This window comes from Streptomyces sp. NRRL S-646 (assembly GCF_000720765.1).
In the GTDB taxonomy this organism is placed as follows: Bacteria; Actinomycetota; Actinomycetes; order Streptomycetales; family Streptomycetaceae; genus Streptomyces.
On sequence record NZ_JODC01000003.1, the window covers coordinates 441,388 to 457,279 of the forward strand.

The 15,892-nt window shown below is 69.3% G+C and carries 12 protein-coding genes; 5 read left to right on the forward strand and 7 right to left on the reverse strand.

The window, feature by feature from the left end; translation table 11 throughout:
• Nucleotides 1-13 precede the first annotated feature (13 nt).
• The gene (locus IH68_RS0106440) at nt 14-1,837 is read right to left on the reverse strand and encodes a phosphoenolpyruvate carboxykinase (GTP) (protein WP_030929721.1); all 1,824 of its coding nucleotides are present in this window, start codon (nt 1,835-1,837) and stop codon (nt 14-16) included.
• Nucleotides 1,838-2,189: 352 nt separating this feature from the next.
• Here IH68_RS0106440 and trhA point away from each other — a divergent pair, with 352 nt between their 5' ends.
• The 4 genes from trhA to IH68_RS0106460 all read left to right on the forward strand — a co-directional run bounded on the left by trhA (nt 2,190) and on the right by IH68_RS0106460 (nt 6,001).
• Nucleotides 2,190-2,936 (forward strand): PAQR family membrane homeostasis protein TrhA, encoded by a 747-nt coding sequence (trhA, locus tag IH68_RS0106445; RefSeq protein WP_030929723.1) that lies wholly within the window; start codon nt 2,190-2,192, stop codon nt 2,934-2,936.
• A gap of 111 nt (nt 2,937-3,047) precedes the next feature.
• The gene (locus IH68_RS0106450) at nt 3,048-4,604 is read left to right on the forward strand and encodes an MFS transporter (protein ID WP_030929725.1); all 1,557 of its coding nucleotides are present in this window, start codon (nt 3,048-3,050) and stop codon (nt 4,602-4,604) included.
• Nucleotides 4,605-4,615: 11 nt separating this feature from the next.
• The gene (locus tag IH68_RS0106455) at nt 4,616-5,251 is read left to right on the forward strand and encodes a TetR/AcrR family transcriptional regulator (protein ID WP_030929727.1); all 636 of its coding nucleotides are present in this window, start codon (nt 4,616-4,618) and stop codon (nt 5,249-5,251) included.
• Nucleotides 5,252-5,284: 33 nt separating this feature from the next.
• A complete protein-coding gene (locus tag IH68_RS0106460; RefSeq protein WP_030929729.1) occupies nt 5,285-6,001 on the forward strand; it encodes a Mut7-C RNAse domain-containing protein in 717 nt (238 codons plus the stop codon).
• On the opposite strand, the gene IH68_RS0106465 is transcribed toward IH68_RS0106460, so the two are convergent.
• The 6 genes from IH68_RS0106465 to IH68_RS0106490 all read right to left on the reverse strand — a co-directional run bounded on the left by IH68_RS0106465 (nt 5,998) and on the right by IH68_RS0106490 (nt 15,297).
• The gene (locus IH68_RS0106465) at nt 5,998-8,403 is read right to left on the reverse strand and encodes a galactose oxidase-like domain-containing protein (RefSeq protein ID WP_030929732.1); all 2,406 of its coding nucleotides are present in this window, start codon (nt 8,401-8,403) and stop codon (nt 5,998-6,000) included. The two genes, IH68_RS0106460 and IH68_RS0106465, sit on opposite strands and share 4 nt — an antisense overlap.
• Before the next feature lie 9 nt (nt 8,404-8,412).
• Nucleotides 8,413-9,594 carry a glycosyltransferase gene (locus IH68_RS0106470; RefSeq protein WP_030929735.1) on the reverse strand — a complete coding sequence of 394 codons (1,182 nt, stop codon included), beginning with the start codon at nt 9,592-9,594 and terminating at the stop codon, nt 8,413-8,415.
• Nucleotides 9,591-11,240, reverse strand: a complete 1,650-nt coding sequence (locus IH68_RS0106475) for an ArnT family glycosyltransferase (RefSeq protein ID WP_030929738.1) — start codon at nt 11,238-11,240, stop codon at nt 9,591-9,593. Before IH68_RS0106475 ends, IH68_RS0106470 begins: the two co-directional genes overlap by 4 nt.
• Nucleotides 11,237-12,505 (reverse strand): glycosyltransferase, encoded by a 1,269-nt coding sequence (locus tag IH68_RS0106480; protein WP_030929741.1) that lies wholly within the window; start codon nt 12,503-12,505, stop codon nt 11,237-11,239. Before IH68_RS0106480 ends, IH68_RS0106475 begins: the two co-directional genes overlap by 4 nt.
• Before the next feature lie 190 nt (nt 12,506-12,695).
• Complete coding sequence (locus tag IH68_RS0106485) at nt 12,696-14,726, reverse strand: thioredoxin domain-containing protein (RefSeq protein WP_030929744.1); 2,031 nt, start codon at nt 14,724-14,726, stop codon at nt 12,696-12,698.
• Nucleotides 14,707-15,297 (reverse strand): ArsR/SmtB family transcription factor, encoded by a 591-nt coding sequence (locus IH68_RS0106490; RefSeq protein WP_051833236.1) that lies wholly within the window; start codon nt 15,295-15,297, stop codon nt 14,707-14,709. Before IH68_RS0106490 ends, IH68_RS0106485 begins: the two co-directional genes overlap by 20 nt.
• 114 nt (nt 15,298-15,411) lie before the next feature.
• Between IH68_RS0106490 and IH68_RS0106495 the strand changes: the two genes are divergently transcribed.
• The gene (locus IH68_RS0106495) at nt 15,412-15,867 is read left to right on the forward strand and encodes a hypothetical protein (protein ID WP_051833238.1); all 456 of its coding nucleotides are present in this window, start codon (nt 15,412-15,414) and stop codon (nt 15,865-15,867) included.
• Nucleotides 15,868-15,892: the final 25 nt, after the last annotated feature.

Sequence of the window (15,892 nt, forward strand, 5' to 3'; positions counted from 1 at the left end):
CCCGGAGGGGACCTCAGCCCAGGCGCTCGACCAGCGCCCGGTACTCGTCCCAGAGTTCCTTCGGGGTGTGGTCGCCGAAGGTGTTGAGGTGCTCGGGGACCAGCGCGGCCTCCTCGCGCCAGACCTCCTTGTCGACCGTGAGCAGGAAGTCGAGGTCGGAGTCGGAGAGTTCGAGGCCGTTGGTGTCGAGGGCCTCCTTGGTCGGCAGGATGCCGATCGGGGTCTCGACACCCTCAGCCTTGCCGTCGAGGCGGTCGACGATCCACTTCAGTACGCGGCTGTTCTCGCCGAAGCCGGGCCAGACGAACTTGCCCTGGTCGTTCTTGCGGAACCAGTTGACGTAGTAGATCTTGGGCAGCTTGGACTGGTCCTTGTCCTTGGCCACGTCGATCCAGTGGCCCATGTAGTCGCCCATGTTGTAGCCGCAGAACGGCAGCATGGCGAACGGGTCGCGGCGCAGCTCGCCGACCTTGCCCTCGGCGGCGGCGGTCTTCTCGGAGGCCACGTTGGCGCCGAGGAAGACGCCGTGGTTCCAGTCGAAGGACTCCGTGACCAGCGGGACGGCGGTGGCGCGGCGGCCGCCGAAGAGGATCGCCGAGATCGGCACGCCCTTCGGGTCCTCCCACTCCGGCGCGATGATCGGGCACTGCGCGGCGGGGGTGGTGAAGCGGGCGTTGGGGTGGGCGGCCGGGGTCCCGGACTCCGGCGTCCAGTCGTTGCCCTTCCAGTCCGTCAGATGGGCCGGAGTCTCCTCCGTCATGCCCTCCCACCAGATGTCGTTGTCGTCGGTGAGGGCGACGTTGGTGAAGACCGAGTTGCCCCACAGTGTCTTCATCGCGTTGGCGTTGGTGTGCTCGCCCGTGCCGGGCGCGACGCCGAAGAAGCCGGCCTCCGGGTTGATCGCGTACAGGCGGCCGTCCTCGCCGAAGCGCATCCAGGCGATGTCGTCGCCGATCGTCTCGACCGTCCAGCCGGAGACCGTGGGCTCCAGCATGGCGAGGTTGGTCTTGCCGCAGGCGCTCGGGAAGGCGGCGGCAACGTACTTGGACTCACCGGTCGGCGGGGTCAGCTTCAGGATCAGCATGTGCTCGGCCAGCCAGCCCTCGTCGCGCGCCATCACCGACGCGATGCGCAGGGCGTAGCACTTCTTGCCGAGCAGCGCGTTGCCGCCGTAGCCGGAGCCGTAGGACCAGATCTCGCGGCTCTCGGGGAAGTGCGAGATGTACTTGGTCGAGTTGCACGGCCAGGGGACGTCCTTCTCGCCGTCCTCCAAAGGCGCTCCGAGGGTGTGCACGGCCTTGACGAAGAAGCCGTCGGAGCCGAGCTCGTCGAGGACCGGCCGGCCCATGCGCGTCATCGTGCGCATGGAGACCGCGACGTAGGCGGAGTCGGTGATCTCGACGCCGATCGCGGAGAGGTCCGAGCCGAGGGGGCCCATGCAGAACGGGACGACGTACATCGTCCGGCCCTTCATCGAGCCGCGGAAGACGCCCTTCTCGCCGGCGAAGATCTCCCGCATCTCGGCGGGGGCCTTCCAGTGGTTGGTCGGGCCCGCGTCCTCCTCCTTCTCGGAGCAGATGAAGGTGCGGTCCTCGACGCGCGCGACGTCGGTCGGGTCGGAGGCCGCGTAGTAGGAGTTCGGGCGCTTGATCGGGTCGAGCTTCTTGAAGGTGCCCTTCTCGACGAGCTCCTCGCACAGGCGCTCGTACTCGGCCTCGGATCCGTCACACCAGACCACGTTGTCCGGCTGGGTCAGTGCTGCGATCTCGTTCACCCACGAGACCAGTTCCTGATGCTTGGTGGGGATGACGGGGGGAGCCGCGATGTCGCGCGCCACGATTGCTCCTAAATGAGGGATTTTTGTTTTTGGAGGCCCCGTGGGGGCTGCGACCCGGATGCTTCGTGGCTGGATCCGCTGGATCTTCAGCGCTCATCCGGTGCCGACCGCACTCATTTGATCATCCGACGCGAGTGCCCATCTGTCCAGAGGGCCTCACAGGTGAGCGGAGTGGGGATCGTCACGCGGCAGAGTGTTTCCAAGCGTGTTTTTGCGTGCACGTTGAGTTCATCTGAAGGTTCTTTTGCCTGACGGCCGAGGGCATCAACTCCCGTGAGATGATGGCCACTCTTGGCCCGTTCTCGGCCCGCACTCATCCGCAACTTACGGTCCCGTAGGTACGATGCAGGGCATGACTGCGCCCGTCCCCGACGCGCCAACGGACACGCCGGCCGCAGGCCGCGGTTCCGATGCGCCCTCCATCTCGCACCAGATCAAGCAGCACGCCCAGCAGCTCGCCGAGCCGATCAAGCCGAGGCTCCGCGGCTGGCTGCACCTGGGCATGTTCCCCGCCGCACTCGTCTCGGGCCTGGTACTCACGGCGCTCGCGGACTCGACCAGAGGCCGCATCGCCTGCGGGATCTTCGCCCTGACGGCCTGCCTGCTGTTCGGCGTGAGCGCGCTGTACCACCGGGGCAACTGGAGCCCGCGCATGGACGGCGTCCTGCGCAGGCTCGATCACGCCAATATCTTCCTGATCATCGCGGGCACCTACACCCCGCTGACGATGCTGCTGCTGCCGGGCACGAAGGGGCAGTGGCTGCTGTGGGGCATCTGGGGTGCCGCGGCGGCAGGCATCGTCTTCCGGGTCTTCTGGGTCGGCGCACCGCGCTGGCTCTACACCCCCTGCTACATCGCGATGGGCTGGGCGGCCGTCTTCTTCCTGCCGGACTTCATGCGCGCGGGCGGCATCGCGGTGCTGGTCCTGGTGATCGTGGGCGGCCTCCTCTACAGCGCGGGCGGCGTGATCTACGGCATCAAGCGGCCGAACCCGTCACCGCGCTGGTTCGGCTTCCACGAGGTCTTCCACTCCTTGACGCTGGCCGCGTTCATCGTCCACTACGTGGGGATCTCGCTGGTGGCGTACCAGCACGGATAGCGACTCGTAGCACCTCGCAGCACTCCAAGGGTCACGGCTTCAGAGCCGTGGCCCTTTTTGCACGCCGAAACCGATTGACAGCTCCTATATTTTGAGAGCTACTCTCATTTTATGCCTACTTCCACTTCAACTTCGGACCCGCGTCGCTGGTGGGCCCTTGGCGCCCTGGTCGCGAGCATGCTCACGCTCGGCTTCGACATGACGATCCTCAATGTGGCGCTGCCGACCATGGCCGGCGAGCTCGGCGCCACCACCGGCCAGCAGCAGTGGATGGCGGACGCGTATGTCGTCGTCTTCGCGGCGCTGATGCTCCCAGCCGGCCTGCTCGGCGACCGCTTCGGACGGCGGCGGATGCTGATCGCCGGGCTCGGCGTCTTCCTGGCCGGCTCGCTGGTCGGCGCACTGGCCGGGGATGTGAACTGGGTCATCGCGGCCCGGGCGTTCATGGGCATCGGCGGTGCGCTGATCACCCCGCTGGCTCTCTCCGTGCTGCCCTCGCTGTTCGGCCCCGACGAGCGCACCAAGGCCGTCGGCATCATCTCCGCCGCCTCCGCGCTGGGCCTGCCGCTCGGCCCGATCATCGGCGGCTGGCTGCTGAACCACTTCTGGTGGGGCTCGGTCTTCCTGGTCAACGTCCCGATGGCCGCGATCGGCATCGCCGCCTGCGTGTTCCTGCTCCCCGAGACCAGCGACCCCGCCTCTCCCAAGGTCGACGCCCTGTCCACCGCGCTCACCGCGAGCGGACTCGGCGCCCTGATCTACGCGATCATCGAGGCGCCCGACCGCGGTTGGAGCGACCCCCTGGTGCTGGTCATGTTCGCCGCGGCGGTGGTCCTGATCGCCGCGCTGGTGCTGCGCGAGCGGCGTGCCGAGCGGCCGATGCTCGACATGACCCTGCTCGCCCACCGCGGCTTCCTGTTCAACACGCTCGCCGCGACCCTGGTGATGTTCGTCCTGTCGGGCCTGCTGTTCGTGCTCCCGCAGTACCTCCAGGCCGTGCTCGGGCACGACGCCTTCGGCACCGGTCTGCGTCTCCTGCCGATGATGGGCGGTCTGATGGTCGCCGCGCGGGGCGCGGGACCGGTCGTCGCCAGGTTCGGTCCGCGCGCGACGGTGAGCGCCGGTCTGGTGGTGCTGGCCTTCGCCGCGCTGCTCGGCAGCCGTACGACGGTCGACTCCGGCTACGGCTTCACGGCGCTGTGGCTGTCGATCACCGGGTTCGGCTTCGGTTTCTCGGTCGTCCCCGCGATGGACGGCGCCCTCGGCACCCTGCCCCGCGACCGGGCCGGCAGCGGCTCGGGGCTGCTCATGACGCTGCGCCAGGTCGGCGCTGCGATCGGCATCGCCCTGCTGGGCAGTCTGCTCTCCGGCATCTTCCGCGACCGGCTCGACGTCACGGGGCTGCCCGCACAGGCCGCCGACACGGCCGGGGACTCCGTGGTCGCGGCGCACATCATCGCCGAGAAGGCACAGCCCGAGAACGCAGCCCACCTGGCCGCCTCCGCGAACAGCGCGTACGTCCACGGCATGAGCGTCGTCCTGCTGGTGTGCGGTGTCGCCGCCCTGGTCTCCGCGCTGCTGGCGGCGGCCCTGCTGCCTCGGGGGACGGCCGAGCGGCAGGCGGACAGCGCCGAACCCGGCTTGGTCGCCGCCGCGGAGGATGCCTGACAATGAACCCCATGACGGCCGCACCCTCCCCCTTCTCCTCCCCCGCCGACCGACCCCAGCTCGGCCTGCGCGAACGCAAGAAGATCAAGACCCGCGAGGCGATCCGCGCCGCGACCTACGGGCTGATCAAGGAGCAGGGCTACGACGCCACCACGATCGAGCAGATCGCGGAGCGGGCCGAGGTGTCGCCGTCGACCGTCTTCCGGTACTTCCCGACCAAGGAGGACATCGTCCTCACGGACGAGTACGACCCGCTGATGGTCGAGGAGTTGCGCTCCCGGCCCGCCGACGAGTCCTGGATGGACTCGCTGCGGCACGTCATGCACATCGCCATCGACGCGCTGATGGCGGAGGACCCCGATTCGGTCCGGATGCGGGCGCACCTCGCGATCCAGGTCCCCGCCGTCCGCTCCCGGATCTACGAAAGCATGTCCGAGACCGCGCGGGCGCTGCGCGACGCCATCGCCGAGCGCTTCGGCCTCGGCCCGGAGAGCCTTGAGGTGCGCGTCTACGCGATGTCCCTGATCGGTGGCCTGATGGAGGTCAACATGTACTGGGCCGAGGGCGACTGCGAGGGCGACCTGCGCGCCCTCGTGGACCAGGCCCTGGACGTCCTGGATCGCGGCCTCACCCCGAAAAACATCTGAGGCCAACACCCTCGTCCGTGACATCCTGACCAGGTGAACGGTCCCGAGATCCACGTCGAGTTCGCCCCCGACCTGGCCCTGTTCGTCCAGCGCGGGCCGCACCGGACGCTCGTCACCGACGGCGTCTCCTCCCTCGGCCACGTCGTCGAGTCGGCCGGGGTGCCACTCACCGAGGTCGGGACGCTGTGGGTCGACGGCCGCGAGGTGCCGCACTCGTACGTCCCCGTCGCGGGCGACACCGTGGAGGTCCGGCCCGTCGAGCGCCCCCAGCAGGTCCCCGGCGCTCCCCTGCGCTTCCTGCTCGACGTCCACCTCGGCACGCTCGCGCGCCGGCTGCGCCTGCTCGGCGTGGACACGGCGTACGAGTCGACGGACATCGGCGACCCGGCTCTCGCCGCCCGCTCGGCCGCCGAGCAGCGGGTCATGCTCAGCCGCGACCGTGGCCTGCTGCGCCGCCGCGAGCTGTGGGCCGGGGCGTATGTCTACAGCACCCGGCCCGAGGACCAACTCCGGGACGTCCTCGACAGGTTCCGGCCCGAGCTGCGGCCCTGGACGCGGTGCACCGCCTGCAACGGGCTGCTGAGGGAGGCCACCAAGGAAGAGGTGGCCGACCAGCTGCACGGCGGCACGCACCGGTCGTACGACGTCTTCGCGCAGTGCCGGGACTGCGGCCGCGCGTACTGGAAGGGCGCGCACCACGAGCAGCTGGTGGCCATCGTGACGCGCGCCCTGGAGGAGTTCGCGAGCTAGCTCTTCCTCAGATCCGCCTTTCCGCAGGCCAGGCCGTCCTTGTTCGGGTCGAGGCCCAGCGGGTCGTCCCGGCCGTTGACCTTCAGGCGGCCGTAATGATTCGTCCTCAGCCAGCTGCACCGTGAGGCCGTCGTCCTCTTCACGCCCTTCGGGAAGACCGTCGGCACGCACACGTTGACCGAGCCGTAGTGCCGGTCGCAGCCGGAGATGGTGACGGGGACCTTCACCGAGGTGCGCTTCTTGCCGGGCCCCGCGACCTGGCCCGACAGGGAGTCGGCGAAGGAGTGGATGTGGGCGTCGGCGGTGGCGGCGCTCAGTGCCTGCGGGCCCTGGAGGTGCACCCACTTGGCCACCGACGGGACGCCGTTGGCGTCGACCGCGAAGAGCATGTACCAGCCGGGCGGGGCCACATTGGGATTGCTCGTCACGTTCAGGTCGACGTTGTTGCCGTCGACGGACAGCGGCAGGTCGACGAACCGCTGGTTCGGGTCGGAGGAGTGGGTGACGGCGGCCGGGCGGATCAACTCGGCCTTGACGACGGGGTGATCGACCGTGATCCGCTGGGTGTCGCCGTAGTGCCACTCCGAGTTGATCATCGAAGTGATCGTCGGGCGCCCGCCCTTGAGCAGATAGGGCGGGGTGTAGATCGACACGTTGTGGTTCCAGGTGCCGTTGCCCGGGTTGTCACCGGTCGCCATCACACGGCCGTCGGGCAGCAGGAACGCGGAGGAGTGGTAGCCGCGGGCCTGCGGGTCGGCGGCCACCGGGTCGAAGGTGTTGGTGCCCGGGTCGTAGAGCGAGGCCTCGTGGACCGGGTTGGCGCGGTTGTGCAGTCCACCGCCGGTCTCCAGCACCTTGCCGTCGGGCAGCAGGACCGCGGACACGTACATCTTGCCCTGGTTGCCGGTCTCGGCCACCGGACCGTTGCCGAGGTCGACCGTGCCCTGCGGGATCGGGGGTCCGGCGACGTACGACGGGTTGGCCTGCTTGAGGTCGATGACGTCGGTCAGCCGGTTGGCCTCCGGGTTGGACTCGATGTTGCCGCCGCCGAGAGTGAGGACCTTCTGGTCCTGCGCCGGGGGCAGCAGCACGCTCGCGGACTGGTCCCGCTGGTCCTTGTTCTGCAGACCGGGGATCTGCGTGACCGTGTTGGCGTTGTAGTCGTAGACCGCCGAGCCGGTCCCCGGGATGTTGTTGCCGAAGACATGGCTGCCCGAGTAGAAGAGGCGGCCGTCCTGCATCAGGATCATCGACGGGTACAGACCCCAGTACGACCAGGTCTGGTTGACCTGCCACAGCGCCAGCCACTTCTGCTGGGCGTTCGACCAGTACTCGGCGGTCACCGAGCCGGTCGAGTCCTCGCGCAGACCGCCGAAGGAGACGACGTCACCGTTGCCGAGCTCGGTCGCCGACGGGTACCAGTGCCCGTCGTTCAGATCGTTGGTCCTGCTGTAGGTCTCGGTCTTCGGGTCGAAGATGTACGAGTCCTTGTAGCCCTCGTAGCCGTGCGAACCGTCCGCCGCCGGGAACGCCTTGTTGCCGCTCAGCACCAGGACCCGGCCGTCCTGCAGCTGGATGTGGCCCGAGCAGAACATGTCCTTCGGGGTCGGGATGACCTTGTAGGAGCCGTCGGCCGGGTTGTAGACGGCGCTCGTGAACGTGCCCGCGTTGAAGTTCTCCTCGCTGTTGCCGGAGCCGGCGATCAGCAGCACCTTGCCGTTGTTGAGGACGACGGAGTGCATGGAGCGCACCGGGTTCTGCGTGGGCAGCACGTCCCAGCGGCCGTTCGCGCACTCGTCGGCAGTGCCCGTGCAGGTGGCGGGCGGGGTGACGTCGGGGACCTGGTCCATCGTGTAGTCGTCGGTGGTCGCCGAGCCGGTGCCGTAGACGGAGACACCCCAGGTGATGCGGTCGGTGCCGGCCGGGACCTCGGGGGTGCGGACGGTCGCCTGGGTCCAACTCCCCTGCATTTCCAGGGTTTTGAGGTCGGTCCAGTACTGCCAGCCGGCCGTCGTGTCGTGCCGGAACAGGGTGATGTTCGCGTCCGGTGTGGTCGTCTTGTACCAGAGCCCGAGGTCGTACTGCTTGCCCGCCGTCACCACCGGCGCGCAGTCCGTCGACTCGGTGATCAGCGCCTTGCGGTCGCCGCTGACGCGGCGGGTGAGCGACACCTTCATCGCCTTGGACCCGCTGTGGGCGTCGGTCGTCGTCTCGAAGGTGAAGTCGTTGTCGCCCCAGCCGGACTTCTCCCAGCAGTACGGCATCCCTCCGGTGCCGTCCGTCTCGAAGCCGGGGTTCTTGACGAGGTTGGCCGCCTCGGCGGACTGGGGTGAGGTGAGGAGCAGACCGGCGGTCAGGGCTCCCACCCCGACCAGTGCGGTTCTCCTGCGGTGCTTTTTCACACGGCTCTCCTAGCTTGCGGTGCTCTTCCCGCGGCCCCTGCGCGGGAGGTAGACCAGCGCTTCGGTCCCTACGAAGCGCAGGACGAACGTCGTCACCAGCGCGAGGGCGGTGGCGGTGAGCGCACCCATCCCGAACCGGTTCACGAACAGCGCGATCAGCGGGATGCGCAGCACCAGGTCGGCGTTGGCGAGCAGCGCGAACCGGCCGAGGCGGTCCCACCAGCGCCGGTGGGCGCGGCGGTCGCGGAACAGCAGGTGCTCGATGAGCACGAAGTTCCAGGCGACGCCGAACTGGTTGGCGAGGATCTCCGCCGGTACGTAGTGCAGGCCGGCGACCGTCAGCGCCCACAGCCCGACCAGGTTCGGCACGAAGCCGCTCGCACCGATCAGGCCGAACGCCACCATGCGGGCGACGGGCGAGGCGGTGCGCAGTCCGACGAGATGGCGCAGGAAGCGGAAGCCCTCCTTCGCGGACGACTTGGACTCCCCCGCGAAACGGTCCTGGAAGACGAAGGGCACCTCGGTGACCTGGCGGGGGCGGCTGCGGACCGCCAGCTCCAGGAGGATCTTGTAGCCGAGGGGCTTCAGGGCCTCCGCCGCGATGTCGCTGCGGCGGATCGCGAAGAAGCCGCTCATCGGGTCGCTGATGCCGCGCAGTCTGCGCGGGAACAGGGACTTCGTCAGCCAGGTGGCCCCGCGGCTGACGGCCACCCGGTAGCTGCCGGCGAGTCCCGCGCGGCTGCCGCCCTTGATGTAGCGGGAGGCGACGACCAGCCCGGCGTTCGCACGCTCGCCGGTGGCCACCAACTCCGGTACCAGCGAAGGCGGATGCTGGCAGTCGCCGTCCATGACGACGATCCAGTCCGACCCTGCCGCCTTCATCCCCTCGACGACCGCGCCCCCGAGCCCGCCGACCGGCTCCTCGCGGTGCAGCACGGTGACCGGGAAGGGGCAGTCCCCGGCCGCCTCGTGGATCACCTCGGGGGTGTCGTCGGTGGAGTCGTCGACGAAGACGACCTCGCAGGGCAGGCGGGAGGGCACCGACTCGGTGATCTGGTGCAGGAGCCGGCGGATGTTCGCGGACTCGTTGTACGTCGGTACGACGATGGTGACGGCGCCGGGTTCGGCGACTTCGGCGCCGCGTACGGCGGGATCGTCGAGTTCCCCGGGGGCGGTGTACTCGTGGGTCATCGGACGCCTCCGGAGGCGGTCTGGATCTGCCGGATCTCGATGCGGTCGGGGCCGGTGCCGAAGGTGGCGACCGGCGTGGAGTGCTCGATGGCCGCCCTGACATGGGGCAGGTCCACCGCGTCGCGCCGCACCGTCGGGGAGGCGACCACGTAGTCGAGGTCCTTCCAGCCGTGCGGCATCGTCTTCGTGACGGCCGGGTCGAGGTCGGCCTTGTAGAACCAGATGACGCCGGGCCCGGGCCGGTATCCGTCGTGCACCAGGTCCAGCCAGAGCGCGTCGTCGACCAGGACGCGGGTGTTCTTCGGGTCCGTGACCTCGGTGGCCAGCCACTTGGAGGCGGACCGGTAGGGGGCGTTGGCGTCGGCGGTGACGGCGGTGTGGTCGCCGTCGTACCAGCGCGGGACGACGTACGCGCCGGCGGCGATCGCGAGGACGGCGGCGAGAGCGTAACGGCCCCCGGTGAGCGACCGCCTCTCGCCGTCCGCCCGCCCTCTGCGCAGCACGGCGTGGGCGACGGAGGCGGTGCCCCCGGCGAGGACCAGGGCGAGGAAGGGCAGCGCCTGGATGACGTACATCGCGGGCAGATAGCCGTTGGGACGCAGGGCCAGCGCGGTGAGGATCGCGACCGTGAGGGCCGGTCCGGCGAGGGCGCGGGCGGTGACCGACCAGCGCCAGGTGGCCACCAGCAGCAGCGCGCCGGCGAGGCCGCCCAGCGGCAGGACACGGTCGTAGTAGAGCCACGAGTGCAGTACGCCGTACGAGCCGGAGCCCTGGTCCAGGATGAAGCCCGAACCCGGCCTGGTCATCTGGTACTTGACGCCCTCCCAGAGCGAGACGTGCCCACCACCGGGGAGCAACTCGCCTTTCAGGAAGGCGAAGAGCGGGTAGCTGAAGCCGATCAGCACGCAGGCCGTGACGGCTCCGGTCACCGCGAACTTGCGGGTGTCGCGGTGGCTGTGCCGCCACATCGTGACGAACAGCGCCGGGAGGACGACGAGCATCGTCTCCTTGGTGAGCACCGCCGTGGCGGCCGCGAGGCCCGCGCCGAAGTGGTGCCAGAGGTGGCGGCTCGGGGAGGCGGCGAGAGTGAAGGCGAGGAGCGTCCACATCACCGCGAGGTTGTCGAGGAAGATCTCGCGCTGGAGGACGACGGAGAGCGGCGAGAGGCCGAAGAGGGCCATCGCGAGCCCGGCGGCCCAGCGCGGCAGGGACAGGCGGCGGGCGAGGACGTAGACGAGGACCGCGCTGACCGCGGAGACGATCAGCATCACGACGCGCATGGAGCCGACGGTCATCGAGCCGGGGCTGAGCCAGGACGGGATCCAGGTGAGCACGGCTATCTGGATCCAGCCGAGGGGCGGGTGGTCGTACCAGTAGGTGTAGTGGGCCAGGCCCCTGCCCTGCTGGACCGCCCAGGCCTGGGCGAGGTAGGTGCCCTCGTCGTCGCTGAGCGTCGGGTAGTCGGCGATGTTCCAGCCCTGCACGACGAGGATCGCCACGAGAAGCGCGCCGCACAGCAGGAGGTCGGGGCGGGAGGAGCGGAGGCGTTGGGGCGGCGCCGTCAGGCCGGTCGAACCGGTTTTGGGCGCAGGCTGCCGCTGCGCGGGGACCTTCGGGGAGGTCACCGCGGGAAGTGTGGAGGTCACGCAGGGACGTCCTCTCGGAGTACCGCTGTGTCGTTCAGATGCGCGCCGACGTGGCTGGTCAGCTCCCAGTCGTTGCGGCCGCGTTGCTCACGCCATACGGCGCGGATCGCGGCCCCGGCGAGGAGGACCTGGTAGAAGGGGCCGCCCACGACCAGCTTGAGGTAGTGGACCAGGCGGACGCGAAGCCCGTACTGCTTGCCGAAGTCGTGCAGTCCGACGACCTCGAAGACGAAGGTGACCGCCGCGGTGACCAGCGGCAGGAAGGTGAGGAAGGCGATCCCGACGGGCACGTCCAGGAAGAGCGCGACCGCCGCGTTGAGCGGGATGATCACCCCGGAGAAGGCCTGCAGGAACGGGGTCATGAGCGTGTACCGGGCGAGCAGCCGCTGCCCGAAGCCGGGGAGCTGTTTCCAGTCCTTCTTCCGGTAGACCTGGAGGAAGCCCTGGTTCCAGCGGGTGCGCTGCTTGAGCAGCGACATCAGCGAGCCCGGGGTCTCCTCCCGGGTCACCATGGCGGAGTCGTAGGCGACGACGACCTTCTTGCCGATGCTGGAGAGCCGGACGCCCAGGTCGCAGTCCTCGGCGAGGCAGTTGGGATCCCAGCCGTCCGCTTCCCGCAGCACATCCGTCCGTACGAAGACGGTGTTGCCGCCGAGCGGGATGAACCCCTTCTGCGCGTGCAGATGCAGCCGGGAGCGGAACCAGAAGAAGTACTCCAGGCAGTTGCGCAGGGAGTACCAGCTGGAGTGGAAGTTGATGAGCTGGACGCCGCCCTGCACCACGTCCGCGTGCGTGGTGCGGAAGGCGTGGTCGACGTGCGCGAGGAGCTCGGGATGGACCTGGTCCTCGGCGTCGAAGACCCCGACGACATCGCCGCGGCAGTGCGGCAGCGCCGTGTTCATGGCCTTCGGCTTGTTCTTCTTCTCGTGGGTGTCGACGACGACTCTCACGCGCGGATCGCGCGCGGCCGCGTTTTCGGCGACCGCCGTGGTCTCGGGGTCGTCGTGCCCGACGATCACGATGATCTCGAAGTCGGTGTGCGTGGACTCCAGCAACCGCTGGATCGTGTGGTCCAGCACGGCCTGCTCGTGCCGCGCGGGCAGCAGCAACGAGAAGGAGACGTGCTCGGCCCCGTCCGGACTGCTGAACCGGGTGGAGGCGAGCACTTCGGGCGTTCGCCACGCGTGCATCTGCCACCACAGGGTGAAGGCAGCCATCCAGAACAGGGCCAGTGAAACGGCAGCGATGAAGACAGACGTCAGCAACAGATCCCCCCAGATCCCCAATGCCCCCAGTCGCGACAGACGTCACATCTGTCGCGGAACTGTGTAGACATTAAGGGTGATCTGTGAAGTCCGTAGGCCGTTTCCATGAAGAACGCATTTCTTCACAACGGGTCCCGAGAGTGAACAATTCGAACACCGGTTACGTAACTGCCCCTCGCCCGCTGTCGTTTCAGCTGGTCAGCGCGTTCCGCAACCATTCCGGATCGGTGGTCGGGGCATCGCAGGTGAAGTTACGGCAGACGTAAGCCGCAGGTTGACCCTGCTGCAGCGGCCGGTCGGCGAGGAGCGGAAACTCGTCACTCTCCGGAGGCCCTACGGCCACCACCGCGCCCGGGGCGCTGCCCAGAAGTGCCGTTCGGTGCAGGGTTTTTGTGGCGGGATCGTCCAGCGCAGGGCCGACGATCGCGACCTCCCGCGGCCCGTCGAGAAGGGCCTCGGCGACCGCGAGCCCCCAGCCGATGAAGCGCGGCACCCGCGGCCCGAGCGCCTTGACCACGCCCAACGCCCTTTCGGCGGCGGCGCGATGGGGCTCGGCTCCCGTGTGCGCGGCGTAGCTCAGCAGGGCGCCCGCGGCCGCGGTCCAGCCGGATGGCGTGGCGTTGTCGGTGGGGTCCTGCGGCCGGCGGATCAGCTGCTCGGCGTCGGCGGCGGTGTCGTAGAGGCTGCCGGACTCCGCGTCGACGAAACGGGCCAGGACATGGTCGAGCAGGAACCCGGCGAATTCGAGCCAGACGCCCTCGCCGGTGACGGACGCGAGTGCGAGGAAGCCCTCGGCGACATCGGCGTAGTCCTCCAGCACACCCGCGTTGGCACCGGCGCGGCCGTCCTTGCTGGTGCGGGCGAGGCGGGCCTGCTCGTCCAGATGCAGCCGTACGAGGAGATCGGCGGCGCCGACCGCGGCCTCGACCAGGTCGGGGCGGTCGAAGTAGGCACCGGTCTCGGCGAGGGCGGCGATGGCGAGACCGTTCCAGGCGGCGACCACCTTGTCGTCGCGGCCGGGGGCGGGGCGCTCGCTCCGCTCGTCGAGGAGCCGCTCGCGGATGGAGGCGATCTTCCCGGCGTCGAACAGGCCGTCGTGCTGCGGGAGTTGGAGAACGGACTGTCCGTGCTCGAAGGTGCCTTCCTCGGTGACGCCGAAGTAGTGGGCGGCGAGCTGGGCGTCCTCCTCGCCGAGGACGTCGGTCAGCTGCTGCGGCGTCCACACGTAGTACGCGCCCTCGACGTGCCTGCCCGTCCCGTCGTCGCTGTCGGCGTCGAGCGCGGAGGCGAACCCGCCCTCGCCGGTGCGCAGTTCACGGACCATGAAGTCCGCGGTCTCCAGCGCGACGCGGCGGGCGAGCTCGGAGCCCGTGGAGCGCCACAGGTGCGCATACGCCCGGCACAGCAGAGCGTTGTCGTAGAGCATCTTCTCGAAGTGCGGAACGACCCACTCACGGTCGACGGAGTAACGGGCGAAGCCGCCGCCGAGCTGGTCGTAGATGCCGCCGCGGGCCATGCGCTCACAGGTGTCCACAGCCATCTGCAGGGCGCCCTCGGCGCCGGTCCTGGCATGGTGGCGCAGCAGGAACTCGATCACCATGGACGGCGGGAACTTCGGCGCGCCGCCGAAGCCGCCGCGCTGCGGGTCGTACTCGCGGGTCAGCCCGAGCAGCGCCTGCGCGAGCTCCTCCTCGCCCGGGACCTGTGCGTCGCCGTACGAGATCTCCCGTCCGGCGAGGTCCCGCACGATCTTCCCGGCGACCTCGGCGACCTCGTCCCGCCGGTCGGACCACGCCGAGCGGACGCCCTCCAGGACCTGCCGGAAGGAGGGGCTGCCGTGGCGGGGGGCGGGCGGGAAGTAGGTGCCGAAGTAGAAGGGCTCGGCGTCGGGCGTGAGGAACACGGTCATGGGCCAGCCGCCCTGCCCGGTGGCGGCCTGGACGGCCTCCATGTAGACGGCGTCGACGTCGGGGCGTTCCTCGCGGTCGACCTTGATGTTGACGAAGTGCTCGTTGAGGAAGTCGGCGGTGGCCTGGTCCTCGAAGGACTCGTGGGCCATGACATGACACCAGTGGCAGCTGGAGTACCCGACGCTCAGCAGCACCGGTTTGCCGCTCTTGCGTGCCTCCTCGAAGGCCTCGGCCGACCAGGGCCACCAGTCGACGGGGTTCTCGGCGTGCTGGAGGAGGTATGGGGACGTCTCATGGGCCAGTCGGTTCACCGTTCCACTCTCCCACGGGGGCGGGGGCGGCGTAGAAGCGGAGGTTCATTCGGCGGGCCCCCTCGGGGACGTCGCCCTCGGGGTGGCCGTACCGGTCGAGGAGGGCCTGGTAGGCGCGAACGAAGTCGAGCAGGTCCTCCTTGGTCATCCACGTGCCGGTGCGCTGCACCTGGGCCCAGCCCTCCGGCCCCCGGTACTCCTCGTGGGCTCGCCGGAACAGCCTCGTGTCCAGCTCGATCTTCAGCAGGGCGAGTTGCTCGGCGGCCGCGTACTCCTCCGGGGCCATGGTCTCCGGGTCGGGCGTGGTGTGGCTGAACGCCAGCGACCGCCACCACCGCTCCCGGCCGCCCGACTTCTCCGGGATCTCCTCGATGAGCCGCTGCTCGGCCAGTTTGCGCAGGTGGTAGCTGGTGGTGCCGGAACTCTCGCCGAGCTCCCTGGCGAGCACGGTGGAGTTCGCCTCGCCGTGCCGGCCCAGGTAGTCGAGGATCCGGCGGCGCAGGGGGTTGCCCAGGGATTTGTAGAGGGCGGTGCGTTCGAGGCTGGTCATCTCGGGCGGGCCGTCGGTCATGCGGCCACGGTAACCCTGAGAACCCTGACTCGTCCCTGATGTCTGCCGATTTTTCTTTGCAGAATTTTCTCTGCAGTCTAGCATGGAGGCGTCGGAACGGAATGGGGGCATCTGGTGAGGAAGCAGTCGTACAAGAGGCAGCTGATGGGGTGGACGCTGCTCCTGCTGGGCATGGCCGTGGGCACGGCGGTCGTGCTGCTGAAGAGGTGGATGCTGGTCGTCCTGAGCGCGGCGGCCGTGCTGCTGGTGCCGTGGATGGTGGTGCTGGGCCTGACCCTCCAGGCCGACACCGAGGTACGGAACTGGTCACTGGCCTGGATCGGCCTGGACGTCCTGATGGCGACGGGCTGCGCGACGACGGCCCTGCTGGGCTTGCGGGGCGACCCGAGGGCCCGTCTCACGGCATCGGCAACGGCGGCTGTGGCGGTGCTGGACGCGTGGTTCGACATAACGACGGCACAGCCCGGTACCGACCTCACTCAGGCGGTGGCCTGCGCGGTGGCGGAGGGAGCGCTCGCCTGCATCTGCATCTGCCTCGCCGTGAGCGACCGCCACGCCCGGCACGAGTGATCGCTGCCCTCTCGCGCTGACGGCT

Excerpts from the sequence above, each read along its gene's own strand:
- trhA (WP_030929723.1), top strand. The coding sequence starts at position 2,190 with ATGACTGCGCCCGTCCCCGACGCGCCAACGGACACGCCGGCCGCAGGC.
- IH68_RS0106450 (WP_030929725.1), top strand. The coding sequence starts at position 3,048 with ATGCCTACTTCCACTTCAACTTCGGACCCGCGTCGCTGGTGGGCCCTT.
- IH68_RS0106455 (WP_030929727.1), top strand. The coding sequence starts at position 4,616 with ATGACGGCCGCACCCTCCCCCTTCTCCTCCCCCGCCGACCGACCCCAG.
- IH68_RS0106470 (WP_030929735.1), bottom strand. The coding sequence starts at position 9,594 with ATGACCCACGAGTACACCGCCCCCGGGGAACTCGACGATCCCGCCGTA.
- IH68_RS0106490 (WP_051833236.1), bottom strand. The coding sequence starts at position 15,297 with ATGACCGACGGCCCGCCCGAGATGACCAGCCTCGAACGCACCGCCCTC.